34 protein-coding genes are annotated in these 22,203 nt (G+C 62.7%); 2 read left to right on the forward strand and 32 right to left on the reverse strand.

Features of this window, described 5'->3' with window-relative positions; all coding sequences use genetic code 11:
- Positions 1–13: 13 nt before the first annotated feature.
- From SO140_RS09160 to SO140_RS09315, 32 genes are all read right to left on the reverse strand, one after another.
- A complete protein-coding gene (locus SO140_RS09160) occupies positions 14–358 on the reverse strand; it encodes an HNH endonuclease signature motif containing protein (protein ID WP_498542473.1) in 345 nt (114 codons plus the stop codon).
- 188 nt (positions 359–546) lie between these two features.
- Positions 547–1,128: a transcription termination/antitermination NusG family protein gene (locus SO140_RS09165; RefSeq protein ID WP_498542474.1), complete on the reverse strand. Its 582-nt coding sequence runs from the start codon at positions 1,126–1,128 to the stop codon at positions 547–549.
- A 322-nt stretch (positions 1,129–1,450) separates the two neighbouring features.
- Positions 1,451–4,240: a phage/plasmid primase, P4 family gene (locus tag SO140_RS09170; RefSeq protein ID WP_498542475.1), complete on the reverse strand. Its 2,790-nt coding sequence runs from the start codon at positions 4,238–4,240 to the stop codon at positions 1,451–1,453.
- Positions 4,237–4,524, reverse strand: coding sequence for a hypothetical protein (locus SO140_RS09175; protein WP_498542476.1), 288 nt, complete (start codon positions 4,522–4,524; stop codon positions 4,237–4,239). The genes SO140_RS09170 and SO140_RS09175 overlap by 4 nt, the downstream gene beginning before the upstream one ends.
- On the reverse strand, positions 4,521–5,375 hold the full coding sequence (locus tag SO140_RS09180) for a phosphoadenosine phosphosulfate reductase domain-containing protein (RefSeq protein ID WP_498542477.1): 855 nt from the start codon (positions 5,373–5,375) through the stop codon (positions 4,521–4,523). The genes SO140_RS09175 and SO140_RS09180 overlap by 4 nt, the downstream gene beginning before the upstream one ends.
- Positions 5,376–5,378: 3 nt before the next feature.
- Positions 5,379–6,101, reverse strand: a complete 723-nt coding sequence (locus SO140_RS09185) for a hypothetical protein (protein ID WP_498542478.1) — start codon at positions 6,099–6,101, stop codon at positions 5,379–5,381.
- The gene (locus tag SO140_RS09190) at positions 6,091–6,378 is read right to left on the reverse strand and encodes a hypothetical protein (protein ID WP_498542479.1); all 288 of its coding nucleotides are present in this window, start codon (positions 6,376–6,378) and stop codon (positions 6,091–6,093) included. The genes SO140_RS09185 and SO140_RS09190 overlap by 11 nt, the downstream gene beginning before the upstream one ends.
- Before the next feature lie 151 nt (positions 6,379–6,529).
- Positions 6,530–6,802: a hypothetical protein gene (locus tag SO140_RS09195; RefSeq protein WP_498542480.1), complete on the reverse strand. Its 273-nt coding sequence runs from the start codon at positions 6,800–6,802 to the stop codon at positions 6,530–6,532.
- Positions 6,803–6,832: 30 nt separating this feature from the next.
- The gene (locus tag SO140_RS09200; RefSeq protein WP_498542481.1) at positions 6,833–8,755 is read right to left on the reverse strand and encodes a ParB/RepB/Spo0J family partition protein; all 1,923 of its coding nucleotides are present in this window, start codon (positions 8,753–8,755) and stop codon (positions 6,833–6,835) included.
- Between the two features lie 7 nt (positions 8,756–8,762).
- Positions 8,763–9,266 carry a hypothetical protein gene (locus SO140_RS09205; protein WP_498542482.1) on the reverse strand — a complete coding sequence of 168 codons (504 nt, stop codon included), beginning with the start codon at positions 9,264–9,266 and terminating at the stop codon, positions 8,763–8,765.
- 65 nt (positions 9,267–9,331) lie between these two features.
- Positions 9,332–9,604 carry a hypothetical protein gene (locus SO140_RS09210; protein WP_498542483.1) on the reverse strand — a complete coding sequence of 91 codons (273 nt, stop codon included), beginning with the start codon at positions 9,602–9,604 and terminating at the stop codon, positions 9,332–9,334.
- Positions 9,604–9,948, reverse strand: coding sequence for a hypothetical protein (locus SO140_RS09215; protein ID WP_498542484.1), 345 nt, complete (start codon positions 9,946–9,948; stop codon positions 9,604–9,606). The genes SO140_RS09210 and SO140_RS09215 overlap by 1 nt, the downstream gene beginning before the upstream one ends.
- Complete coding sequence (locus SO140_RS09220) at positions 9,945–10,475, reverse strand: hypothetical protein (RefSeq protein ID WP_498542485.1); 531 nt, start codon at positions 10,473–10,475, stop codon at positions 9,945–9,947. The genes SO140_RS09215 and SO140_RS09220 overlap by 4 nt, the downstream gene beginning before the upstream one ends.
- Positions 10,472–11,020, reverse strand: coding sequence for a hypothetical protein (locus SO140_RS09225; RefSeq protein WP_498542486.1), 549 nt, complete (start codon positions 11,018–11,020; stop codon positions 10,472–10,474). The genes SO140_RS09220 and SO140_RS09225 overlap by 4 nt, the downstream gene beginning before the upstream one ends.
- Positions 11,020–11,241, reverse strand: a complete 222-nt coding sequence (locus tag SO140_RS09230) for a hypothetical protein (RefSeq protein ID WP_498542487.1) — start codon at positions 11,239–11,241, stop codon at positions 11,020–11,022. The genes SO140_RS09225 and SO140_RS09230 overlap by 1 nt, the downstream gene beginning before the upstream one ends.
- Complete coding sequence (locus SO140_RS09235) at positions 11,241–11,465, reverse strand: hypothetical protein (protein WP_498542488.1); 225 nt, start codon at positions 11,463–11,465, stop codon at positions 11,241–11,243. The genes SO140_RS09230 and SO140_RS09235 overlap by 1 nt, the downstream gene beginning before the upstream one ends.
- A complete protein-coding gene (locus SO140_RS09240) occupies positions 11,462–11,959 on the reverse strand; it encodes a hypothetical protein (RefSeq protein WP_498542489.1) in 498 nt (165 codons plus the stop codon). Before SO140_RS09240 ends, SO140_RS09235 begins: the two co-directional genes overlap by 4 nt.
- Positions 11,959–12,264, reverse strand: coding sequence for a hypothetical protein (locus SO140_RS09245; RefSeq protein ID WP_498542490.1), 306 nt, complete (start codon positions 12,262–12,264; stop codon positions 11,959–11,961). The genes SO140_RS09240 and SO140_RS09245 overlap by 1 nt, the downstream gene beginning before the upstream one ends.
- A gap of 24 nt (positions 12,265–12,288) precedes the next feature.
- A complete protein-coding gene (locus tag SO140_RS09250) occupies positions 12,289–12,726 on the reverse strand; it encodes a hypothetical protein (RefSeq protein WP_498542491.1) in 438 nt (145 codons plus the stop codon).
- On the reverse strand, positions 12,723–13,817 hold the full coding sequence (locus tag SO140_RS09255) for a hypothetical protein (RefSeq protein ID WP_498542492.1): 1,095 nt from the start codon (positions 13,815–13,817) through the stop codon (positions 12,723–12,725). Before SO140_RS09255 ends, SO140_RS09250 begins: the two co-directional genes overlap by 4 nt.
- Before the next feature lie 6 nt (positions 13,818–13,823).
- Positions 13,824–14,579, reverse strand: coding sequence for a hypothetical protein (locus SO140_RS09260; RefSeq protein WP_498542493.1), 756 nt, complete (start codon positions 14,577–14,579; stop codon positions 13,824–13,826).
- Positions 14,569–15,645 (reverse strand): DUF5131 family protein, encoded by a 1,077-nt coding sequence (locus SO140_RS09265; protein ID WP_498542494.1) that lies wholly within the window; start codon positions 15,643–15,645, stop codon positions 14,569–14,571. The genes SO140_RS09260 and SO140_RS09265 overlap by 11 nt, the downstream gene beginning before the upstream one ends.
- Positions 15,645–16,652, reverse strand: a complete 1,008-nt coding sequence (locus tag SO140_RS09270; protein WP_498542495.1) for a reverse transcriptase domain-containing protein — start codon at positions 16,650–16,652, stop codon at positions 15,645–15,647. The genes SO140_RS09265 and SO140_RS09270 overlap by 1 nt, the downstream gene beginning before the upstream one ends.
- Before the next feature lie 365 nt (positions 16,653–17,017).
- The gene (gene avd, locus SO140_RS09275; protein WP_498542496.1) at positions 17,018–17,455 is read right to left on the reverse strand and encodes a diversity-generating retroelement protein Avd; all 438 of its coding nucleotides are present in this window, start codon (positions 17,453–17,455) and stop codon (positions 17,018–17,020) included.
- A gap of 21 nt (positions 17,456–17,476) precedes the next feature.
- Entirely contained in the window at positions 17,477–18,379 is a 903-nt protein-coding gene (locus SO140_RS09280; protein ID WP_498542497.1) for a hypothetical protein, read from the reverse strand.
- Between the two features lie 40 nt (positions 18,380–18,419).
- A complete protein-coding gene (locus tag SO140_RS09285) occupies positions 18,420–18,608 on the reverse strand; it encodes a hypothetical protein (protein WP_498542498.1) in 189 nt (62 codons plus the stop codon).
- Positions 18,605–19,138: a hypothetical protein gene (locus SO140_RS09290; RefSeq protein ID WP_498542499.1), complete on the reverse strand. Its 534-nt coding sequence runs from the start codon at positions 19,136–19,138 to the stop codon at positions 18,605–18,607. The genes SO140_RS09285 and SO140_RS09290 overlap by 4 nt, the downstream gene beginning before the upstream one ends.
- Entirely contained in the window at positions 19,135–19,473 is a 339-nt protein-coding gene (locus SO140_RS09295; RefSeq protein WP_498542500.1) for a hypothetical protein, read from the reverse strand. Before SO140_RS09295 ends, SO140_RS09290 begins: the two co-directional genes overlap by 4 nt.
- 1 nt (position 19,474) lies before the next feature.
- The gene (locus tag SO140_RS09300) at positions 19,475–19,768 is read right to left on the reverse strand and encodes a hypothetical protein (RefSeq protein ID WP_498542501.1); all 294 of its coding nucleotides are present in this window, start codon (positions 19,766–19,768) and stop codon (positions 19,475–19,477) included.
- Positions 19,769–19,875: 107 nt separating this feature from the next.
- Positions 19,876–20,043 carry a hypothetical protein gene (locus SO140_RS09305; RefSeq protein ID WP_498542502.1) on the reverse strand — a complete coding sequence of 56 codons (168 nt, stop codon included), beginning with the start codon at positions 20,041–20,043 and terminating at the stop codon, positions 19,876–19,878.
- Positions 20,040–20,453: a hypothetical protein gene (locus SO140_RS09310; RefSeq protein WP_498542503.1), complete on the reverse strand. Its 414-nt coding sequence runs from the start codon at positions 20,451–20,453 to the stop codon at positions 20,040–20,042. The genes SO140_RS09305 and SO140_RS09310 overlap by 4 nt, the downstream gene beginning before the upstream one ends.
- Entirely contained in the window at positions 20,450–20,704 is a 255-nt protein-coding gene (locus SO140_RS09315) for a hypothetical protein (protein WP_498542504.1), read from the reverse strand. Before SO140_RS09315 ends, SO140_RS09310 begins: the two co-directional genes overlap by 4 nt.
- 15 nt (positions 20,705–20,719) lie before the next feature.
- Here SO140_RS09315 and SO140_RS09320 point away from each other — a divergent pair, with 15 nt between their 5' ends.
- Both SO140_RS09320 and SO140_RS09325 read left to right on the forward strand, forming a co-directional pair.
- A complete protein-coding gene (locus tag SO140_RS09320; protein ID WP_498542505.1) occupies positions 20,720–21,454 on the forward strand; it encodes an XRE family transcriptional regulator in 735 nt (244 codons plus the stop codon).
- A 246-nt stretch (positions 21,455–21,700) separates the two neighbouring features.
- On the forward strand, positions 21,701–22,156 hold the full coding sequence (locus tag SO140_RS09325) for a hypothetical protein (RefSeq protein ID WP_498542506.1): 456 nt from the start codon (positions 21,701–21,703) through the stop codon (positions 22,154–22,156).
- Positions 22,157–22,203: the final 47 nt, after the last annotated feature.

Below are 22,203 nucleotides of genomic sequence, written 5' to 3' on the forward strand. Positions count from 1 at the left end.
GCTCCAGGGATTTCTACCCCCCCAGGGGTCCGCGAAATCTGCGCGCGCGCGCCTGCATCGTCTTCTTCGTGTGATGAGCCCCGCACAGACACTCGCCGTTGTCGGGATCGAACTTGTCACCGCCGTCCGACAGTTCATCCTTGTGGTCGGCGAACATGCGATGCTGAGGTGCGGCCTTCTCGCAGCGGACACCCCGCTCAACCCATTCGCAACGATAACCCGCACGACGCAGGACCTGCTCACGCCACTGACGATGCGCCTCCGACTGATAGTGCGGATCGGCGCTCTTTGGCGCCGGCTGGACGGTGCGCCCATCGCCCTTGGGTATTAGCGGCATCAATGTCGGAATCCGAGCCATCCTATCCTCGTAAACAAAAGCCCCCGTGCCTTTTCGGCCACGGGGCTCGATACGCAGTGAGGGATTGATGAAGCGCGCTTTTCGCTTCGGTCCACCAACTATCCGAGCACACACCTTACGGGAGCTCGAGGAGAGAGGCTTTGCAGTGTTTTGCGAATGGCTGATTCTACCTCAACGAGTCAAGCTGATCATGGAGTTGTGTCAACTGGCTTCTTCCGATGAGCCTTGCGCGACCTACGGCGGCTGCGCCGCGATGATCGATGTACCTTGCGCAGCAGATCCTGCTTCAATTCCTCACGCGCAGCCGCCGTCAGACTCTCGCAGCTTTCCTGATAACGGAGCTTGTCGACCTCTTCATCCTCAATCCAACCAAGAATTGAGATCACGCCGAATGTATGCGCAAGGCGCTGCCAATTGGCATCACTCTCCCAGAACAGTACAAACACGTATCCACTGACCAGCGGGATCCAACGTTCGACCTTGCGGCCGCGGATAACGGTGGTCTCCTGGTATGCCGGCACATAGATGCCGAAGCGCCGCTTCGCGAGTTCGGCCTCCGCCTCGCGCGATCTGACCTCGACGACGTACCATTTCGGCTCCCTGCCCAGCACTAGCTCCATCACTCGCGGATCGATCGGCGAGTAGGGCCGCGCCATCTCGGCACGCGCATCGGCAGACAATAGCTCCGCCAGGACCTCCGGCGAGAACGCATCCGGCAACTTCATTCGTTCGCTCCAACAATCTCGATCTCCCCTCGATTTGCTGGTCATCCGCCGATCGGCGGTTCGTCTTCGGAAACTGTACTCAGTAGGAACAGTTTCTCCGGGAGGATGGTTGGGAGCTTGCCTAAGGCCCCAAAACAATCTTCCCATCTCGAATTGGCATTGAAGACCAATGCCTTAGAAACCCATTTGGGAGGTTGGGAGGATTGGGAGCTTATTTCCAGATGTAATATGTGTGCCTGCGCGCGCGCACGCGGCGCGCATGTAACGTATGGAAACAAGCTCCCGAAATTCCCTCAAACTCCCAAACGCTGAAAACTCAACGGCTTATCGCGAATCAATTCCTCCCAAAATTGGGAGGTTGGGAGGATCAGATTTCGATCTCGGCCGCATCTATGGTCTCCTTTTCGCCGTCATCGCGCATGCGCAGCGGGTTGCCTTCATGGTCGACGAAGTCGTTCACGCCCTTCGTGAGCTTAATGTCGAGCCACCACATCACGTTGGATTGCTTGCTCTTGTAGCCTCGCTCGCTCATGGCGAGAGATAGGCCGCGGTTCTTCCAGGCGTTCTCGCCGGAGGCCTTGCACCATGCCTCGTAGACTTGATGCAGCACTGACGACTGCACGCGATCGCCGAGGCTGTCGCTGACGCAGGCGGCCAAGAAGCGGCCGAGCGGATCGGAGGCCGCCCTATACTCTGCCGTGGCCTGCACGACCTCCTCAGGCTCCTGCAGGCCCTTGTCGAGCCAGATCCGCAGACCGTCGAGAAGCCAGTTGAGAATGCCGGAGGCCTCGCCGCGCAGTTTGTCGCCGAGGTGGATGTCGCGATCTTCCTTCGGAATGGTGACGCTGAAGGGCACGAGGCGCACGCGGCGCCAGATGCCCTCATCAGTGCCGGAGATCGTCGGCCGGTAGTTTCCGCTCATCGTCAGTTTGAACTGCGGATAGAACTTGAAGAAGTCGCGGTTGAGGTGCCGCGCCTGGATCGGCTCGCCGCCGGTCACCAACTTGACCAGCGCTTCGGCGAGCTTCGCGCCCTTCTCTGGCTCGGACGTGCGAAGCATGCGCACGCCCGGCAGTATGGCGAGATCCGGCGTCGCCTGGCCGGCCCCGCGCGATTTGCCATGATCAAGGAAGGTTTCGATCGGAACGGTCTCGCCATAGTCGCCGGCGACATAGGAGACGGCATCCATCAGGACGGACTTGCCGTTCGATCCCTTGCCATAGAGAAACGCGAGCAGTTGCTCGGTGACGCCGGTGAGAGAGACACCGAGCCACTGCTGCAGAAAGGCCCGCATCTCCGGCCGCGGCTGCACGCGCTCGAGGAAAGTATCGAACACGGCGCGCGCGGATGCCGGATCATAATCGACCGGCGCCAACTTGGTGATCATGTCGGCCGGATCATGCGGCCGGAACTCGACATAGTCGCCCTCATCGCGCTTCGCGATCACCAGCGTGCCGTTGCGGACGTTGATCTTCATCTTGTCCGCGTCGAGCTTGTCGATCGAGACAGCGAAGTACGGCGCGCCGCGCTTGGACAGCGCCCCTAACTTGTTGACCGCCTCCGAGCTGCGACCCCATGCCGCGACCTTGTCGGAATAGAGCGTCTTGTTGCCCTCGCGATCTTCCTTGAAGACGAAGTCGCGTGCGCCCCGCGGCGGGTCCGGATCATCCTTGCAGCCGCTCTCGCGGATCGTCTCGGCCTCATCCTGGATCGACCGCACGGTATCGTGCTCAGCGATCTTGACGAGCTCTTCGGCGCCCTCGCGGCTCCAGCGGCGACCGTCCCACGATAACCACCCGATCGCCGGGCACCACAGCAGCCGCTCTTTGTATCGCTCGCGGAAACGCTCGGCGTTGCCAAGGTCGGTCAGCGGAAAGAAGCCTAAGCGCATGTTGCGCGCCTCGTCGGTCTCCGCCGCCGGCTTCGGAGGCTCGCCCCCCGCACCCCGGCCGCCGGGCGATGACGCCACAGCTCCCGTTTGGGACCTTGGCTTGCCATTCGACTCCTGCGGGGGCGCGGGGGCGGCGGACGAATCGGGAGGATTGAAATCGTCGGGCGGCGGCGCATCGCCGGGGAAGGAGGAGTGGCCGGCAGAGGATATGCGGTCGGCCGCGTCGGCATCCTCCCTGCGGCCGTCATCGCGAGTCACGCGCGCGCCTTTTGCCTGGCCGCGCGACCGGCTTTGGCGATCCGCCGCGGCGCGGCGGATCTCGTTAAGGTCGCGCGGTTGCGATCGGCCCTTGCGGAATCCGCTCTCGATCGTGGCGCGAACCGCGCGCAGACCATCGTCCTTGATCAGCCCGCAATCGGCGGCTGCGTTCTCGAGCGCGGCGCGAACGAAGCTCTCATTGAGCGCGCCGGCGGCGACGAGCTGCGCCAGCTTCAGGGCGGCGATGTTGAGAGCATCATTGCGACCGCCCTGCCCGGCCGTCCGCACGCCCTGCAGCTCGGCATCGAGGGCCGAGAGGCCGTATTTTCGGACCGCATCATCACCGGCCGCGATCGAGGCCTCGCCCTTGCCTGGTGGCGGCTTCACGCCGGCGGCCGCACGCGCGCCGATGCCGGATGCCGACGGCTTCTCCTCGAAGACACCGCGGCGCAGGATCAGGTCGACAAGCGCACCAGGCGCGGACGCCACGTCGAGCTGCTCGTCGCCCCAGGCATACGCCACGCCGTCATTGCGCACCGAGGGCGGCGCAATGACGTAGCCGCCGTCGCCGCGGATATCGATTCGTGAGCCCTTGCCGAGCAGGTTGGCGCGATTACCGATCTCGGCCTCATCGGGCAGCTGAAAATACAGGTGCACGCCGCCGCGCGGCGTCCGAGCGAACCTGGTCGACGGCAACTGCTCGCCGATCGCGCGCTCGAGGTTGAGCTGCAGCGCGGCCGCCTCGAAGACCTCGCCTGTCGTCTTGTCCTCGCCAGCGTCGACATCGACGATGAACGCGCCGATCGGCGCACCGGTTGGCAAGCCAATCATGGCCTGCGGCCAGCGCTGCCACCAGGCGCGAATTTGTGCCTCGTCGGTGGTTGCCAGCTTCAGCCCGCCCTCACCCTCGACGTCGCCCTTGACCAGCGGCTGCTTGGATTTGGGATGACAAGGGAAAATCGGCCAGCCGCGGGCGGCATAGGTGAGCGCGTGCTCAAGCATGCTCATTCCGGCTCGACCTCGACATCATCAGCCGGTACGGCCGCGGTGCGGGCTGCCGTGCCACGCTTCTTCGCCTCCTCGAGTCGATCGAGGATGATGCGATCGCTCTGGATCAGATCGATCAGCCGGACGATACCGGCGAAGTCGTCTCGCTTGCAGACCTGACCCGGGTCAGGTTCCTTCCGCGCGCCATCCCTCACCCAGAAGTCCTGGACAATCTGGATGCGCTCCATCTCCTCGATCGCGGACTGCTGCATGCGCGCGAGATTGGTCTTGCCGGGCGGCTTCATTGGCGGCCCTCCGAAGCGCACGTCAGGCCGCATTCGGCGTCGAATTCTAAATCGTCGGCATCATCGAAAAACCCAGGTGTGCGCCGAACCTCCTCGAGGAGGCCAGCGATGCTGTCCCGCTTATCGAACCAACCACGCTCCTGTTTGCCCTTGTGCTCGCTCTCGTTGGCGATCCACCACGCGGCTCGCGATGGGTCGCTCCGGATGATCCGCTTTTTGATGGCGCGCCCCTTCAGGAAACACAGGTCGCAGTTGCCTTCCCATGGCTCCAGGCCAAGGTCGAACGGCTGCTCGCGCCAGAATGCCTTGATGCCAGCCTTGACAACCTTTGCCTTAGACAGAGGGTAAATGCATTTCCGACCGCGCTTCTCAGCGTTCTCCATTCCCTTGAAGATTCTGAGCCCCTCGTCATAGCGAAGCCCGATCACCTCAGCATAATGGCCGGGTACAAGGCCGAGTGACGCAGCAAAATCCGTCATCGGCTGGACCTTGAGGCGGTCTGTACACCAGCGCTCTTTCCAGTTCGGGAGGCGCTTCTTGCGATCGATCATCGCCTGGAATGGCTCACCGAGCCGGCTTGCCAAGTTGTATTCGACGAGTTCGAAGCCGGCGTCATTGTCTCGATATTCGACCCAGTTGACTCGACATCCCCAGCGCGAGGCGCATTCGTGGACGAAGCGCAGTGTTTCCTCTCGCTCTTTGCCGGTATTGGCGAAAACTACTTGGAAGTCGGACGGGAGTTTCCCATCATGGGCCCGCAAGATTTCGTGCAACATATAGGCCGACGTGCGGCCACCGCTGAACGAGATCATTGCCGGACCTTCAATGAGGTAGGGATTGGGCCGCGTCATTTTCTACGGCCTCGATCCGTGTTTCGACAGGCGCGCCTTGTCCTTGGTGGCTTCGTCGATCAGATTGACAAGCCGTCTAAGAGCGATTTCCGTTAGCTCCCAGACCTGCTTGCAACTGGGGCCATCGGGAGTGTTGAGCGCCCCAGGAATTAATTGCCGCAGGCGAATATACGCGTCCGACAGCTCATTTTCGGCCGCTCTCCACTTCTCGACCTGCGAGACAAGCCGAGCGTTCTCCTGCTCGGCTTGGTTTCGAGCTGCGGTCAGTCGTTCGACCTGTTCGGCGCGCGCCAGCATGTCTCTGTCATGCTGAGTTTGCAGGTCAAATACCCCATGCTTTTTGTCGTCATCGCGCCGGTTGAGAGCGACGGCGCCCCATGACAGGCCGCCACGACGGATATAGACGCAGGTATTGCCGAAACGATCTTTGATCGACTGTAGGTCAGCGATCAATTTCTCGATCTTGACCATCTGGTCATTGTCGTCGGTCGGCGCTTCCCGTCCTGCCGGAGCGCGAGCGAACGTCATGTCTGCGCCGACTGGAGCTGCAGACGCCCACCACCATTGCGGGTTGTCGTTGTGCTCAGGAAGCGGGAGAGAGACTAGCACGCCATTGATAACGCTCATTTCATAGTGCAGGCCATCATCAATGTACGTGTCGCCGTCCATCGGCTGCGTTTTCGCGGCGCACCACATTGTTCCGTCGCCGCGGACTCTAATTGCCATTTCGCGGCTCCCTGCTTGCGGGCTCCAAGCGAAGGGCCTCCGCGGCTTTATGCGCCATGTCCCCGATGTTGTGGAGCACATCAAAGGCGGCGCGGACTAGCCTTCGAGCCTCGGCGGCGGGCATTCGTGTTTCATCGTTACGATCGAACTGCCGCTTCTTGGTGTGGCAGGCGGCAGCGATCTTGATCAGCGGAGCGCGCGTTTCCGCCCTAATCCTCGTTTCCAGCGATGGCCTCGGTTCGTAGATGTTCGCATCTTGAGCAGGAGCGTCGGTCACCGGCATTCTCCATTAGGCGCTTCTTGCTCGACGGTGCAGCCGTAGAGTTGAGCTGGAGTGGGTCGCGCGCGACCGGGCTCACCGAATGCCCAGAACAGAACTGCGAGAAAAGCGACGGTCAGCATCAGTCCGCCTGCTACTTGGTATGGGCTCATGTCACTCCCCCCGCCGGCACAACGCCGGCCGCGTTCAACCAATCGTTGATCTTGATCGCGGCGAGCCGCCGCGCGTCCATGATGTCAACGGCCGGCCACCAAGCGAGGCTGGCACTCGCATCGGGCAACCGAAGGCGGAAGCAGGCTCTGGCACGCGCGCCTTGCGCCGGCATGATCTCGCCGACCTGGACGCGGCCGAGCATGATGACCTCACGGCCGAGCGCGATCGGCTGAAACGCCACCACGCCCTCGTGCAATTCCCCGCTCATGATCTGTCCCGGCCCAGCCCCGTGTTCCGCTTAGCGCTTCTTTTTCGCCGAGGCTTTCTTTGCCGCCTTGGCAGGGCTTGCCTTCTTCGCCGGCGCCGCCTTCTTTGCCGCCGACTTGCCCTTCGCAGGCGTATCCGGCTTCTTCGCCTTCAGAGGTGGCCCATCATAGCCCTTGGTGCGGAGCGGCGGCGGCAGCCACCCGGTTGCGGGGACGTTGGCGATCGCAAATGCCGCGATCTCCTGCCCCTTCTTGCCTTCTTGCTGACGCGCAGCATCGGCGCCGACGGCTTCCTTGATGGCCGCCAGACACAGCGCCTTGGGCACGCTGGCGAAATAATCCTTGGCGTCGAACGCGCCGCGAAGAGCCGCATTCATCGCCTCCGGCTTGATGGCATCGCAAATCAGGCCGGTATTGCCCTTCAGGAGGTTGTCGTCATTGCTGGAGAAACGCTGGAAATCGAGCGCCGCGCCGGCGACAAGCGCGAGCAGTGCGATACGCTCGGCAGGCTTCAGGGCCTTGGCGAGATCAAGGTTGTCAGCGAATTTCTTCGAACCGAGCAGATCAAGCTTTGATGCGCCGAGACCGGAGACGTGGGCGCGAATGCCGTCGCAGTTCGCGTTTGAGGCAAGCGCTGCCAGCAGAGCGGAGATCGCGAGATCTTGATCCTGAACCAGAGCCGTCTGGGCCGCGATTGTCAATTGAACCGAGAGGCGCTGGATCAGTGCCTGCGAAAGATCGGGCTCGGCGGCCTTGGTGGCTTTCTTCGGCGCGGCTTTGATCTCCGGCGCCTCACCGGCCGTCGGCGGCCGCGCCGCGGCTTCCGACTTCGTTGCCGCCGGCGGCCGGCTGATGCCGTACATGATCTCGAGCGCACCGTCCTCATTGACGGCGACCATGCAGCCAAGCTTCGCCTTCTGCTTGTCGGTGAAGGCGCGCGGGAGCACGGATGCCTCGAGCCGCTCGATCTCGTCGCTCGCCGCCCGCTCGGCCTCCCAATCATAATCCTGCGCGCATTCGATCTCCTCGTGCCGTTTGGAGAGCTGCTTGGCCTGCTCCGCCTCCTCCGGCGTAAAGAATTTCGTGACGTCGACGCGCGTTGTCGGCCAGCTACGCCACGACTTCGGCAGGTCATCCTCGATCGCCGCCCATTGCCAACCCTGCTCAACGACTAGCCGATCGCATTCCTTTGTCAGGCGCTCGCCGACCATGGCCTTGAGCAGCACATCATCGGAGACGATATGCTGCTCCTTGAACAGGTCCTCGGTGACGTGACCGCCGCGGTGTCGATAGGAGTCGATCCCGACGAAATTCACCAGGGCGCCGATATCCTCGTTGGGCTTGACCCCGAGCTCAGCCCGGATGCTGTGCCGATCGAGATCGTTCTCTTTCGAAAGCTTCTTGTAGAGCTTGTCCTGGCTCTTATGATCGGCCGCCAACGTGAACGCCTGCGCGATCTCGGCCTTGATCTCGCCTTTGCGCCATACATCACGAATGGTCGGCGACAAGCGCCCGAGCGCGAGCGCCTGGCGCACCTGCTTTTCCGTCATCCCGTATTGCTGGGCGATCTCCTCATGCGTCTTGCCGCGCTCCTCGAGTCTGGCGAAAGCCTCGTACTGGTCGACGGGATGTAGCTGCTCGGCCGTGATCGCGGTGACGAGCGAGTATTCGAAGGCCCGGGTCGCGTCGACGTCGTGCAACGTGCAGTTCACCAGGTGGTCGGCGCCCTCGCCGTAGATCATGCGAAACGCCGCCAAGCGCCGATTGCCGTTGGCGACGGAATAGAAGCCGCCGCCCGCATCCTTGACGATCAAGTTTTCGATCTGGCCCTGCGCATGCAGGTTCGCGGCGAGCTCGGCAATACGCGCATCGCGGCCAGCAATGCGGGCATTGATGCCCTCGCCATCCTCATGGCCGAATTTCAGCTTGTTTAGCGGGATCTGCAGGTCAGACATTGATCTATCACCATTTGAAAAGGATCGCATCGAAGCGATCGCCAAAGTTGGGGACGAAGAAATCGCGAAAAGCTTCCGGGCTGTCGAAGCCGTCGGCATGGGCTTCCGCACAGAAGTCGTTTGCAGTGTCGCCGGGCGACCAGAACACCACACTGTCGCCGGCGCGCCAGCAGCGCGGGCCGTTGATCCGGCAAACCGGGTAACGCTCGCCATTCGGCGGCACGACTTCACTGTGCAGGATCTCAAGCTGGTAGACGCGCACACCGCCGTCCGCGACGCGGACATCGCCGATTAGCTCGCGATCAGGCGTGCGCGATTTCCACCAGAGCTGGAGATCGTAGGGAATCGAGTGCCCGATCGGATCCCACTCCAGGAGTTTTCGGCCGCGCGCGCCCAATCGGCGCATGGTCTGACGCTTGACACGTGCATCGCCGATATCTTCGCCGCGGCGCTGGCGCAGGCCGGCGCGGATATAGGGCAACATGTCCGAAACCGAGAAACTGATCAGCATGGATCACCCTCCTTGAGACAGGCGGCGCGCCAGCGGCGAGGCCGACGAACCGTCCGGATTGCGCTTCAGCGCGTTGGCTTGTCCGCGCAACCGATCTCGGGCTTGGTGAAATCCGGGATCTGCATCACCGGCTGGCTGTTCGCCTGGGAGGGCACGAGCCGCTTCACGTCGAACCAGTGGCCGCTCTTGGGTCCACCGCTCTTCTCGTCCTCTCCGATGGGCCGAACAATTGCCTGGACACACCCATAAAGGTCGAAACAAATGGATTCGCAGACGCCCTCAATGTTGGTCACGACATCGCGAACGCGGCGGCCGAGCAGTTTGAAGCTTGGATGCATTAGTCTTCTCCTTGGTTGGTGGTTTCGATGAGATAGCTAGCGGCTCTGCCGAGCGGCGAGGCTGCCGAGCCATCCGGATTCCGTTTCATGGCGTGAAAGATGTCCGCCGGCGGGCAGCCATATTGCAGTAGCATCGACATCAAAATCGCGCCGTCCGAGACCAGTACGTCGATCGGCGAGTTGACCTTCTGGGCGTTACAGAACACTTCCATGATTGGCCCCAGGATTTCCCGCTCCACACAGGTCAGCTCGCGACCAAGACCAACCTTGTAACGCTGGCCTTCGTGCTCGATCGCGATGGTTTCGTGCGAGCGCCGATTGGCGGGACGGCGACGAATATTCATGCCGGCTGTTCCTGCCGCAGCCGCCGCGCGCCGCGGCGCATCCACCAGCGCCGCGGCTCGCCTGGTGCATTGGCCCAGATCACACGGCCGCCGTGGATCTCGAAGACGTCGCCGGCGAACGACACGCGATCGTCCCAGGTGAAGCGGGTCTCGAGCTGGTCCCATTGCTCGAAGCCGCCCGAGGAGTGGGTCAGGCGCCCGTTGCAGCGCCAGATCCTGCGCCAGGGCCTGACCACGTAGAGGCTGTGATAGAAGATCACCGTGTTGATGTAGCAGCAGTGCGGGCGCGCCAGTTGCGGGCCCGGCGCCTTGGTGAGGATCGGCTCCCAGATCACGAGCTGCGAGGGCCGCGGCCGCGCCACCAGGCAATCGCTGATGTCTGGCGGCGTCAGCCGCTTGATCGCGTTGTGATAGACCCAGCCGAGCTTGCCTCGCAGGCCACAAGGGCGCACCTCATGCTCGCTCCAGGCGTCCCGTGCGCGCCACAGCCGCGGCCGGAAGCGATGCGGTTCTATGGTGTCGCTCACGCGTCCTCTCCCCGCACGCGCTCCCAGCGGCCGTTCTTCACCTCGAAGAGTTGCCCAGTCGAGCCGCGCCGCCGCTCACCATCGGGGCGGCCGATCGCGGAGGCCTGCGGCGGCCAGTCTGGCGCGGTCGCTTCGTCCGCCTTCTTCCATTGTTCGCACCAGCCGAGCGGGTGCACCGGGCTGCCGGAAAACTCGCTTTCTTTGTTGCCGCACTGGAGCAGGAGCGGCCCCAAGCAATGCGTGCAGGTCGAGCAGGTCTCCTTTGGCTTCATGGAGAAGTCACTACGTCGCTCATCGACGTAAGCCTGCCCGCTCGCCGCGATGGTGCCGCTCAACATTTTCATCGCATCGTCGTGGCTCTTGGCGCCGAACAGCATCAACTTGACCGGGATGCCGATCGAGGAGAGATCGAGGTGGTGCGTCTTGCCGTCTTTCATGTGGAGCCACGCGCCGCGAGGCAGGCCGATCAGCAGCACCGGCACACCGTCGCCCTGTCCTTCCGGCGAGATCGCGAACACGAACTTCTTTTCGATGTCCCCGGCCATCAGGTGTCCACCTTCTTGAACAGCGGCTCGCGCGGCGAGCGAGTGACTATGCGTTCGAAATAGGCCTCCGCCGCACCGGGCGGACATTCATGCGGCAGCTGCCGGTATTCCGTCGGACCAAAGAGCGGCGGCTGCCATGGCTCTCGGTGCTGTGGCACGATTTCCCATTCGAGCTTGCCGCCGCAGATAAAGCAGGGATGTCCTGGAGGGTTGGTCGCCATCACTTGCGAACCTTGTTGTTGTGAAGCGCTTCCGCATCACAAGACAGGCAGACGTGAACATTGACGAAGTTGAATTCGCGCATGACCGACACAGCCCGATCGCAGCAGGCACAATTCGCTCTGAATCCTTCAGGCATGTGGTGCATAGAGATCGAGCGGTAGGCGCGCCAGCGCCGCAGATCATCGATCGAGGTGGTCGGCTCAGGGGTGCGCAAGTAGCTCATGTTCCGACCCTCTCATCCGTGCCGTCCCAAACGAACTCGCCATGGGCGCCGACCGGCAGGTACTTGTTGCAGCCACAGCAGAAGGTCGAACCGTAATAGCCAGGATTGGCAGCATAGGTTTCGGCGATCTGGCGCGGCATCGAGGTCTTCACGCCGCAGCCCTTGCCGACCTTGTCGAGCATTGCCTGGGTCCAGAACCTCCCCGTAATGGCTGTTTTTTCCGGATGGTCTGGATTCGGCTCGAACTTGACGTAGCCATACTTGGCATAGCGGTCGCGCTCTTCCTCAGTCAGGTCGCGCAGGCTCGCGGGTGCCGCTGTACCGACATGCACGTAAGAAAGCCGCACCGGCCGTTTGAAGCCGGACTTCATGATCTCGGTTGGACACATCGTCCAGTGGTCAACGTGCTGGCCGTCGGCGCGCGTGGCGCTGTTCGGCACAGGCGCTGAAGCGTCATTGGTCGGCTCTTCGCCGCTCACGGTGCAACGGGTCATCAGGATAGCCTCCGCAGTTTCGGCTCGAGCCAATCCGGCTGATCGGGGCCGGCCGTCTGCACGATCTCAAACGAGGTCCGGAGTGGTGTGCGCTGGAAGATCGCCTTCGCCGATCGCCCGCACTCCCTGCAGGTGACTGGCGCCTGCATCGCCTTCTCGACCTCGAGCACTTTCCAGCTGGTGAAGTCGGCCGCTGCACAGAACGGGCATGGCACGATGCAGCTGACATCGAGGCCAAAGCCTTCGATGCGTTTGTTACGCTCGAAGCGCTCGAGATATTCCCGCATGCTATTGGGTTGCGGCATTGCCTGGTCCTGTCTGATTTACAACTAGCCGGCGGGACGGTGGCTGGGCGGCGCACTGGGACGCGGAGGTCCGCTGCTCGCCCGTTCGGGCAATTTCGAGCTCCAGCGCGTGTCGCTGGTTCCGAGCGGTCGGAATTTGATGATGAGCGAGCCGCGCGTCTTGAAAAGAAAGCCGTCGGCGGCATCGATAACAGCCCGCGCATCTGCCGCGCTCAGCTCATGTTGCAAGATTGCGTTATGCAGGCCGAGCACCCAGGCACGCGGCTTCCCGTCGAGGGGGAAGCCGTCATAGATGCTGCCCGGGATCTCCTTCCCGCGCAGTTTGTCATGCAGCACGAGTTTGCCCGCGGCGCCGTTCTCCCACCAAAGGGCGTGCCGACCGCAATCACACCAGCGCACCTTGAAGTCGGTCCTGGACGGCGCGACGATATCGAGACAGTCCTCGCAAAAGAGCAGTTTCATGCGGCCTCCAGTGATCGCTTAAGAACGGGATGGGCGGTAAATCTCTCGACATCGTCAGGCCGCGTGAGCGCGTCGCGGCAGCCAGGCGCGATCCAGTAAGGCGCCTGGGGACGGCGGCCCTTGATCCAGACGAGCCAGATGTAGGCGGTCGCTGTGCCGCCCTCGGGCTCCCAGCGGCCCTTGCAGCAATTGACGCGTTCGGCGAAGAAGGCGATAACCGTCGGCGGGTGGACCTGAAAGATGCGCTCATAGCGCCCCTCGGTCTCCAGCCATTGCAGACGCATGAACATCGCAACGCCGACGTTGGCCTGCCTGATCGCGCGCAGCACGAAGGCCTCGGCCTTCTCGCCAAAGGGGGGGTTGGTGATGATCCAGTCGGTCTCACCGGTCATCTGGTCGCATGCCTGCTCGGACAGGAAATCACCGAAATCGCCATAGCCGTACTTGAAGATGTCGCTGGCGAGGACCTCGGCAAAATACTCTTCAAGCACCTCGGCGATGTGCCCCTCGCCGCAGGCCGGCTCCCAGGCGGAATAGCGCTGGGCGTCGATCTTCAAATGCGCAAACACCCGCTCAATCAGCGCCCGTGTTGCCCAAGGAGGCGTCGGGAAATAGTCAAGGCTATCGTCCGGCTCGACACGCGATCCCATGATGGCGCGCGCGCCGTTGATCACGCCGCCATCGTCGATTGGGTCAACCAGGATGGCGCGGCTGCTTTTGATCCGATCGCGGGTAGCGATACAGAGATGCTCGAACACATCCTCCGCGAGACCGGCTGCCTTCTGCGCCTTGGCCGAGAGCTTGCGATCGACGCCGACCTCATCCAGCGTTACGCGGATTGTGTCGTCGGCCTTGCGCCGACGCCCCTCCGCGATCTGGCCTGCTTCCTTTGCCGCCAGAAGCAGCGTGCCGAGCCGCCGCTCGGTGCGCATCTGGATCTCGGTCGCATCCGCCAGCAGCGCCCGGTCCTGGATCTGCCGGGCATAGAGCTTGACGTGCGCGAACTCGTCGCGCAGCGCTAGCACCTGGTCGACGCGCGTTGCTTCCGCAAGCGCGACCCGGGCACGATCATAGGCGGCGAGCATGGTCATGGCGCGTCAAGCGTTCCTCAGCTGGTATCCGGCGCCTTTGACCAGGTTGACGGTCAGACCGATGCTCGGAAGCGATTGCTTCAGATCGGCAGCCAGGCGGCCGACCATCAGGCCGGCAGTCGCCGGCGGTTTGCCGTTCCAGAGCTTGTCGTTGATGAAGGAGATCGCGACGACGTTCGGCCGCGCCCGCGCCAGGATTGCCAGGAATTGCGCCTCGCGATCGGCAACCGCGATCGACTTGCCGGCATAGGTGATGCTTTCCTGGTCCTCGGCCTGGTTGATCCAGACATCACCGATTTTCTCACCCGCCGGCTCATCACTGGGGCGCTCATCATCGGGCTCGTCCGCCGGCGCGTCCTGCTCGGCGACCTCACTCTTCGGGGTCGGGGGCGGAAGGAGCTTCGGACCGGTATCCTCCGGGATATCGATCTCGACGCCGCCTTCGATCGCGCGCGCATCCGTGGGCTGCTGCTTACGTGGCGTCACCCCGATCGCCGGCACCGTGCCAAGATTGAAGAAGAAGGCGCCGGTCCGCTTCAGCTCGCAGGCGATCGGAATGCCGTCCTTGTCGTGGACGATGCGGAGCTTGCCGGCATCGTCCTCGGTGCCGAGCAAAACGCTGTATGTCGCGCTCGCCTTGAAGCCGACCTGTTTCACCAGCTCGCTGCGGATCGCAACGATGGTCTTGCCGTGCTTGCTGATGCTGAGGCCCGCCGGCGCTTTCGTCTTGCCGACAGCCAGCACTATGCGCTCAAACGCCATTGCCAGTCTCCCTGATTGGAAATCCATTGTGCTCGACGCCGTCGAGGAGGCGGCCGGCCTTGGCCTTGCCGACGCCAAGCATGTAGGCTGCGGCCTGCGAACCACGCTGAAGCTCCGGCTCGCGGTAGACGAGCGTGGCCCCGCAAGCCGAGACCTTTTCCGCCTCGGTTAGAGGCCGAAAGTTGCCCCACTGTTTGAAGAAGAACGGCACGCCCGCTGCAGCGCATTGATCGCGCAGCGAGCGTGCCCAGTCCGGGTGCATCGGGCGGGCGCCGGGGCCAGATTCGCCGCCTACGATGACCCAGTTGAGCCTGTTGATCGGTTTATTATGCGAACCTTCGGGACTGTCGTCTGGCACGCACTGCATACCACGAAGCGCATCTGTGGGCTCTGGCGTTGCCAGATTCAGCGCATGCAGCGCGACATGCCCGAGCAGCGGCTCGATCGAGACGAAGCGCACAGCCGCGGGTGTCGCCTGCAGATGTGGAACGCGCTCATCTGTCTCCGGCTGTCGCTCGGCCGAGACACCGAGCCAGACATTGGGCAAAGGCCAGTCGACCTGCTCGAAAGCAGCTGCCGCGCAGGGAGAATTTGTCAGCTCGACGCAGAGCGGTCCGAACCATTCGTCCATCGAGTCGGAGCTCGCATGGAAGGTCTCGACAGCGGCAGAGACATAGCCCCGCATTCGCTTCGCTCGCTTTGTCAGCACCTGGAACGTATGCTGCGGCGAAAGCGCCATCACCGCGAAGATCTTGTCGATCCACTCTTCCGGCACAAAGTCGGCGAACAGATCCGTCATCGAGCAGACGAAGATCATCCGCGGCTTTTTCCAGCGCAGCGGTTGCGTCAGCATCTTCTCGTCGAGGAAAAGCTCAATATCGTTGCGGTGACCTGGCTTGAATGGCAGCCCGGTGCCAAGGCGCAGGTTAAAACCTTCCGCGTAGCAGCCGGCGCAGCCGGTCGTGGCATGCTCGCAATGCCAGCCGACCTTGCCGGTTTTCCTATTGCGCGCGCGGATCGGATTCCAGGAGGCATCCGTCCATTCGATCTTGGAACGATCGGCCATCAGTGCTGCCCCTCCGTTGGATATCGCGCCGGCAGCCCGAAGCTTTCGATCAGGTTGCCGCTATCGGCCCAGCCGGCATGGCCGAGCCATGCGGCAAGGAATTGCTGCAGCTGCTCGTCATCACCGCGGGCGCGCAAGGCAGCGATCTTGCGCCGCGCGCGGATCACACTGTCGCGGCGGAGCAGCTTGTGGCTGGCCCAGATACGGTAGCCGAGGAAATTGACGCCGCGGGAGACGTTCGCGACCTGCCATTTGGAGAAGCGAAGCCCGAGCTCGCGCGCGGCATAGATCTCGATCGCATCTTTCAAGCGCCGTAGATGATCGGCCGAGCGACCGAGCACGACGAGATCGTCCATGTAGCGGTACCAGAGCCGCTCGCCGAGCTCTTGCTGCAGATGTCGATCGAGCGTGGCGCCGGCGTACAGATTGGCGAAGATCTGCGAAGTCAGGCTGCCGATCGGAAGCCCAATGCCGGTGCGCGGCACCATGGCCTCGATCAGGCCAAGCGTGGCGCGACAGGAGATCTTCGCCTCGATCAGCCGCCACAGCACACTGCGCTCGATCGAAGCGAAGTAGCGCGAAAAATCGGTCTTGAGGAAATAGAGCTCGCCGCCTGTTGCCTCACGCCGAAGGTCGCTCTGCAGGCAGATCACGCCGGCGTGCGTGCCCTTGCCCGGCCGGCAGGCGAACGCCCGCGGCAGAAGCGCGGTATCAAAGATTGGTGCGATCACCAGGCAGAGCGCCTGCTGCGCGATGCGATCGCGGAACGGTAGGGCCGAGATCAGCCGGCGCTTGGGATCGAGGATGTAGAACTCGTGCGGCTCGCCTGGCGCGTAACACCCTCTGGCCATGTCCCGGGCGAGGTCTGCGAGGTTGAGCGCAGAGAATTCCTTGAATGCGAGATAGCCAGGCGTCAGGCGCTTGCTGCGGGCTGTCAGCCGAAGCGCGGCTTCCATGTTTTGGGGCGAGGTTATCCGGCCGATGAGGTTGCGGTAGCGCCGCGCCATTGGCTTGCATTCCCGGTAAAAAGCCGGCCGCGGGTCTCGACGGCAGATCCTTGCGGAATCGCCGCTACGCCCCGCTCTGCCGGACCGCGCAGTGTGTTCGCCGAAGCGGGACAGGCGGGCTGACCACCGGTTTTCGGCCGAAGCCCGAAATACCGATCGCAACGTTGACGCTCTCGCGCCAACGCGCGCAGGCCTGCCGGCAACACCGTAGTCGATGCCGAGCAATTGTACCGAATGGTCACTGCGGCCGCGGGCGCCGATGTTCTCGTTCGAGTTGTCCGCCCAGTTGTCGAGGTTCGCGTAGCGCGAGCCCGCGTTGCCCTCGTTCCACCAGGACCCGCCGAGGATCGAAGCGCGCGGCGACATCATTGCCCCGCCTGCCCCATCCGCGCAGCCGAGCCACGCGAATTTCTCTGATTGTTATCTTGTAGCTTGAGCTTCCGCTGCCAGGCATTCAGCATCCCGCCCGGCTGTGCGAGGAGCGCCAGTGCCGCTGCGTGCTGCCGCGGCGTCAGGATCTTGACGTCACCGCGAGCAAGGAAGCGCATATAGGCCCGCAAAGTCGCGAACTCGGCATCAATGGCATAAAGCCGAGAGACCTGCCGCGACTTCGCCGCATGATAGAGGCCACCAATCGGAGCAAACAGCGCCGCAAGCACGGTGTCGCGGAGGACGCCATGCTTGCGGGGGCTCGTCTGCAGGATCGGATAGAGATAGGTCACGAAGGCCTCGTATTTCTCGACGATCGCCAGGGCCTCGGTGGCCGAGTTGTCGTCCCTGACGATCGTCGAATGCGTGGTCACAATGGCGTCGCTGTCGCGCCGCTAACCAAGCTGCAGGTGGTCACTGCGGCCGCGGGCGCCGATGAGCTCGACCGAGTAGTCCGCCCAGTAGTCGAGGTCCGCGCAGCGCGAGCCCGCGTCGCCCTCGCGCCACCAGGACCCGCCGAGGAGCGAAGCGCGCGGCTCATCGGGATCGCCATCATGACCCCAGACCCAGAGATTGCCGGTTGCCTGCATCAGGCCAAAGCGGCTGGTGCGCGCGGCATCGAGACCTGTCTTACGCGGATCCTTGCTCGCCGACGTTTTCTCGGTGACGCCATAAGCGGCGATCGCAAATTCCTCGAAGGAAAGCAGGCTCTTGCCATGATGCTGCATCAATGCACGAGCTGCGGCATAATCGAAGCGCTCGAACGGTTGCCCCGTCCGTGTCGACGGATCGATCGGAAGATCATTGCCGTCGGCAATGAGCGCGTCGAAAGCACTCGTGCCGACCTTCAAATGATCGACGCCGGTCAGGTAGATGTCGCACCAGAATTGGCGCCCCGGCGCCGTCACCAGCACCATGCCGCGCGGATCGGCGCAGGCGGGACCAAAATTACGGTCATGCAGCGAATACGGATTGATAGCCGGGTCGATATCGCCGCCCGCGCGTGCCGCGGCATTGCCACCTGGCGCGAAATGAAATCCGCCTAAGCAGCTATCGCCGCCGCCCTCGGCAAATTTCACTGCAACAGGCGCGCCGTCGACAATCTGGACGAGGTAGTCGTTGCCGGGCTCGAGGCTCGTGATCTTCACCTCGGTATCACCGCCAAAGCTCACGCCGGCAAAGACCGTCCCGGCCTTGACCAGCAGGCGGCTGAGGCCGTCGATCATCAGCGCCGGCGATGTTGCATCAAGCTTTGTCAAAAGGGCGCCTGCCCCATCCGTTCTCGCAAGTACGTTCATGTGTCACGTTCTCCAGGTTCACCGGCTCAAGGCCGGAATTTCAGTGTGCGCGAGCCTCGCGCAGGGCTTCATCATTGATGCTCGGCCGCTCAATGAGCAGCGGGCAGTTTTCGCAGACGCGGTCGAACCTCATCGGCTCCATCGCGCCGTAATGGTCGAGAGCGATGCCGATCAGGCATTGCCCGCAGCATTCGTTGGCTTCCGCGAGAGACATCGGGCGCGCGCTCATGCGATGGTCGCTTCATCATTGCGGGCGAGCCAGCCGGCGCGGTCGTCACCGAGGCGCTTGTCGAGCTGCGCCTCGGTTTCGGGCCAAAGGTGCATATCGTGCACCAAGCGGTCATAAGTCTTCAGCCACCAGGCAGCGATGTCGGGATCAGGATGTTTGTAGCCGAGGATCTCGGCCGCATGCATGAAGTGCATCTGGAAATGATGCGGCAGCTCATCGAGCGAGCGCAGATATAGGCCCGCGAGTTCGTCCATCCATTCCATCCAGGTCGCGACGCGGCTTTCGACCGCGCCGTGAATCGAGATGTCGTAACTCGGCCCCGTGAAGGAGCCGCCGCCCGGCTCGAACGGCGTGAACAGCACGCGACCATCCATCGCCGAGACCAGCACGCATCGGCGAAACCAGCGCAGCAGATACTTTGACGGATGATATTTCGCGATGCCGTCCGGGCCGCGCACCGCCGTCAGCAGCACCGTCTGCTGCATGAACGGAATCGCGTGGCACCACGCCTGCGTCACGGGCCCCTTCATCGCTGATACTCCTCAGTTGTCGTCGATTGCCCTTTCTCGTGGCGGAATGCCTGCCAGGCCTCGCCGCGCAATAGCGGCAGCATCACGCCGAGGGCCATCAGCCAGCGCGAAGTCGGCTCGCGATCGGCGCTGGCGTAAAACGCCTCCAGGATGATCACGACGGCCATTGCCGCGCGCGTGCAGCGGATGCCCTCGGTGGGCTGGCTATCGGCGTGGCGGATTGCGGCTGGGAGCTCGCCAAAGCGAGCATCCGGAAAAGCCCAAAGCGCCGGCCGCGTCAGCGTGTCCTGGACGAGCCCGATCAGCTCATTGAGAGTCTGAGACAGCGGCTTCATGTCAGGCCTCCGACGAGGAGACGCGGACGGCGGGCGCTTCCGAGGGGATGTCGAAGCCCCCGCCGTCCACGATCCGTCGGAGGGCGCCGGCGGAGTCTCTCGTCAGCGATCGCCTCAGTTGAGAAGGCGTGAAGCCGGGCATATCGCCGAGCGAACGAACATGGGGACCGCCCGGCGTGTGTCGCTGACGCCGGGCGGTCCCGGGCTCGCGCTCGCGCGAGGCCCATACCGCGCACGCAAGACTGAGCGCGGTGAAAACCAAAGCAATCGAGATCAGGATCTTGGCGACAATCATCGGGACAAGACTCCTCGTTCGCAGGACGGATGGTCCTGCGGCGGGGTTGGCTCGAAACGCGGTGGGTTACTAAGAAGCGAGGGACCTATGCGCCTTCGCCCATTGGGCTATGGCGGCAGATGGATGATCGGCCCCTCGCGGATGTCGTGTGACGTCACGGGTGAGCCGCCGGGGAATCCAGCCTCACGGACAGGATCATTCTCACCATTGATGAGAATCGTTTGTGCCGGCGGCTCGCCGGTGACGTAATAAAGCTGGTCGACGCGACAATTCATTCGGCGAGCTCCGCCTTGAGTGCGCGCGCATAACTCTGGGTTGCTTCGTCGAGGCTCTTCTTCATCGCGCGCAAAGCGCTGCGACGGCGGACCTCTTCGATGTAGCCAGTAGCCTTGCCCTCACCGATCGTGAGCAGCACCTCGCGGCCGATATCGTGCTCATTGACGCAGAGCAGCTTGGCCAGAATCTGCGCGTTTTCGGCGCGCGCTCCGCAGAGCAGCTTCTGGCAGGTATTGACCTCCTCATCGATCAAAAAGCTGAGCGTTTTCGCGGCGTTACCTTCAGTCAGCAAGCTCTTCACTTTTTGCATGACTGGGGAAATCTGATTCCCGGTTTGGAAGTCGTGATTCCGGTTTTGGAAGTCGTCAAATTTGCTAGTTCCGCGGCGGGAACGTACCTTGCCTGTCATGGCTGTTCTCCCACCGACTGGAGGGGCTTTGCATGCATCAGGGTCAAACATTCGTAGGTGAGCCAATCGATGCCACGCTGGGAGGCCACGGCAACGATCGAAGGCCACAGGTTGATCGAGATGCTCTCGCGGCGCTTCATCTCCGAAGCGGTCGATGAGGCCTTCAGCCCAAATGTGCGAGCAAATTTGGCGGGACCGCCGAATACGGCGAACACGTCCGACACCGTCTTTTCCGAATCACCCTGTCCCATGTCAATGGTGCCTACATGATTCGTGTTGAATTGGTCAACATGACTTGTGTCAACACGATTTGTGATCCTTGGCCCATGCAGACCATGGGCGATCGACTGCGCCGCGCGCGCAAAAATGCTGGATTTGATAGTGCGATGGCCGCCGCCAAACGGTTCGGCTGGCCGGCGTCGACCTACGCGGCACACGAGAATGGGCAGAACCAATTTCCTGTGGACGTCGCCGAAAAATATGGGCTCGCGTTCAAGGTCTCCGCTGGCTGGCTGCTCTCAGGTGAAGGCGAAGGCCGCCGCAGTAACGTTGTCAACGTGCGAGGGCTGGTCGGCGCTGGCGGGGCGATTGATGTCAGCGCTGAGTATCAAGAAATCGAGGTCGCCTTTCCGCTTCCTGAGGAGGCAGAAGCCTACCGCGTCAAGGGCGATGCCATGTTTCCCAGATATGACGACGGCGATGTGATCATCGTTGTCGACCAGCATCAGGGGCTCGAGGACGTGCTCAACTTCGAGGCCGTTGTAACGACGGTGGATGGCAGCCGATATCTAAAGCGGATCGTCGCCGGCGGTCGGAAAGGCCATTTTGATCTGCTCAGTCACAACGCGCCACCGATCAGGGACGTAAAGATCCAGCGCGCCCTGGAGGTATCGACCGTCGTGCGTAGCGGTCAATGGAAGAGCCTTGATCCGGCTAGCCGAAAGAAGCCGACAGAGCGCAGGGGCCAAAGAGAAGCCCCGACAAAGCGGCAATCAACATAAATCATGTTGACATGTTTCGTGTAGGATGTAGCTTCTCCCCACCACCCCGGGAGACCTGCCATGCCGCGGAAGAGTGCACCTCAAAAGACGCCGGTTCAAATCGGCGATTATTTTGCCCATAAAGGCTTCGACGACTTCAGCGTGCGCCTCAAGACAGGCCCACTCGATGACGGTTTCTTTTCGCTCCGCGACGAGCATGTAACCAGGTGCGCGACGCTCGAAGGCGCCGAGCGTTTGGCGGCGCTGATGAACCAGGCGCGCGATCTCGCCCGCGACTATCGCCTCGTTTGCAACGTGGGCGGCACGCATGGCACGCGCGACCAGATTGCGGGTTATATCGCGCGTCACGTCGCCACTGCTCTCGACACGCCACACCGGTACGTTTCGCAGGATGAACACACCCGCGACACCCTCCGCGAATACGGGCGCCAGGCCGGCGACCTCGCGCGTTTCTTCGCCTTCCTTGACGCCGCCGGCACCCCTGCCACGCTCGACGACTTCAAGGCCCGCGCGATGTTGCGCCGGCACGCAATCAACGACCGCAGCGTCACCTATTGCGACCACGACCGCTCCCGCGAGGTTGTTCGAGCTTGGCGCCTCACCTTCGATAAGTCGGTTCCTGCCGACCAGCGCGCAGCAAAGGTCTTAGCGGAAGCTGCACGCGAGATCGGCTTTTCCAGAGAGAGCGGAGCGGCGGCATGACCCGGCTTCGCCCTTCGAGGTCCGCCGCACGCGCTCCCGCCAGGCGA

It is taken from the genome of Bradyrhizobium sp. UFLA05-108, assembly GCF_059803455.1.

Coding starts and splice junctions, on each gene's coding strand:
- SO140_RS09160 (WP_498542473.1), bottom strand. CDS start 358: ATGGCTCGGATTCCGACATTGATGCCGCTAATACCCAAGGGCGATGGG.
- SO140_RS09165 (WP_498542474.1), bottom strand. CDS start 1,128: ATGACCAGCAAATCGAGGGGAGATCGAGATTGTTGGAGCGAACGAATG.
- SO140_RS09170 (WP_498542475.1), bottom strand. CDS start 4,240: ATGAGCATGCTTGAGCACGCGCTCACCTATGCCGCCCGCGGCTGGCCG.
- SO140_RS09175 (WP_498542476.1), bottom strand. CDS start 4,524: ATGAAGCCGCCCGGCAAGACCAATCTCGCGCGCATGCAGCAGTCCGCG.
- SO140_RS09180 (WP_498542477.1), bottom strand. CDS start 5,375: ATGACGCGGCCCAATCCCTACCTCATTGAAGGTCCGGCAATGATCTCG.
- SO140_RS09185 (WP_498542478.1), bottom strand. CDS start 6,101: ATGGCAATTAGAGTCCGCGGCGACGGAACAATGTGGTGCGCCGCGAAA.
- SO140_RS09195 (WP_498542480.1), bottom strand. CDS start 6,802: ATGAGCGGGGAATTGCACGAGGGCGTGGTGGCGTTTCAGCCGATCGCG.
- SO140_RS09200 (WP_498542481.1), bottom strand. CDS start 8,755: ATGTCTGACCTGCAGATCCCGCTAAACAAGCTGAAATTCGGCCATGAG.
- SO140_RS09205 (WP_498542482.1), bottom strand. CDS start 9,266: ATGCTGATCAGTTTCTCGGTTTCGGACATGTTGCCCTATATCCGCGCC.
- SO140_RS09210 (WP_498542483.1), bottom strand. CDS start 9,604: ATGCATCCAAGCTTCAAACTGCTCGGCCGCCGCGTTCGCGATGTCGTG.
- SO140_RS09215 (WP_498542484.1), bottom strand. CDS start 9,948: ATGAATATTCGTCGCCGTCCCGCCAATCGGCGCTCGCACGAAACCATC.
- SO140_RS09225 (WP_498542486.1), bottom strand. CDS start 11,020: ATGGCCGGGGACATCGAAAAGAAGTTCGTGTTCGCGATCTCGCCGGAA.
- SO140_RS09230 (WP_498542487.1), bottom strand. CDS start 11,241: ATGGCGACCAACCCTCCAGGACATCCCTGCTTTATCTGCGGCGGCAAG.
- SO140_RS09235 (WP_498542488.1), bottom strand. CDS start 11,465: ATGAGCTACTTGCGCACCCCTGAGCCGACCACCTCGATCGATGATCTG.
- SO140_RS09240 (WP_498542489.1), bottom strand. CDS start 11,959: ATGACCCGTTGCACCGTGAGCGGCGAAGAGCCGACCAATGACGCTTCA.
- SO140_RS09245 (WP_498542490.1), bottom strand. CDS start 12,264: ATGCCGCAACCCAATAGCATGCGGGAATATCTCGAGCGCTTCGAGCGT.
- SO140_RS09250 (WP_498542491.1), bottom strand. CDS start 12,726: ATGAAACTGCTCTTTTGCGAGGACTGTCTCGATATCGTCGCGCCGTCC.
- SO140_RS09255 (WP_498542492.1), bottom strand. CDS start 13,817: ATGACCATGCTCGCCGCCTATGATCGTGCCCGGGTCGCGCTTGCGGAA.
- SO140_RS09260 (WP_498542493.1), bottom strand. CDS start 14,579: ATGGCGTTTGAGCGCATAGTGCTGGCTGTCGGCAAGACGAAAGCGCCG.
- SO140_RS09265 (WP_498542494.1), bottom strand. CDS start 15,645: ATGGCCGATCGTTCCAAGATCGAATGGACGGATGCCTCCTGGAATCCG.
- SO140_RS09270 (WP_498542495.1), bottom strand. CDS start 16,652: ATGGCGCGGCGCTACCGCAACCTCATCGGCCGGATAACCTCGCCCCAA.
- SO140_RS09280 (WP_498542497.1), bottom strand. CDS start 18,379: ATGAACGTACTTGCGAGAACGGATGGGGCAGGCGCCCTTTTGACAAAG.
- SO140_RS09285 (WP_498542498.1), bottom strand. CDS start 18,608: ATGAGCGCGCGCCCGATGTCTCTCGCGGAAGCCAACGAATGCTGCGGG.
- SO140_RS09290 (WP_498542499.1), bottom strand. CDS start 19,138: ATGAAGGGGCCCGTGACGCAGGCGTGGTGCCACGCGATTCCGTTCATG.
- SO140_RS09295 (WP_498542500.1), bottom strand. CDS start 19,473: ATGAAGCCGCTGTCTCAGACTCTCAATGAGCTGATCGGGCTCGTCCAG.
- SO140_RS09300 (WP_498542501.1), bottom strand. CDS start 19,768: ATGATTGTCGCCAAGATCCTGATCTCGATTGCTTTGGTTTTCACCGCG.
- SO140_RS09305 (WP_498542502.1), bottom strand. CDS start 20,043: ATGAATTGTCGCGTCGACCAGCTTTATTACGTCACCGGCGAGCCGCCG.
- SO140_RS09310 (WP_498542503.1), bottom strand. CDS start 20,453: ATGACAGGCAAGGTACGTTCCCGCCGCGGAACTAGCAAATTTGACGAC.
- SO140_RS09315 (WP_498542504.1), bottom strand. CDS start 20,704: ATGGGACAGGGTGATTCGGAAAAGACGGTGTCGGACGTGTTCGCCGTA.
- SO140_RS09320 (WP_498542505.1), top strand. CDS start 20,720: ATGATTCGTGTTGAATTGGTCAACATGACTTGTGTCAACACGATTTGT.
- SO140_RS09325 (WP_498542506.1), top strand. CDS start 21,701: ATGAACCAGGCGCGCGATCTCGCCCGCGACTATCGCCTCGTTTGCAAC.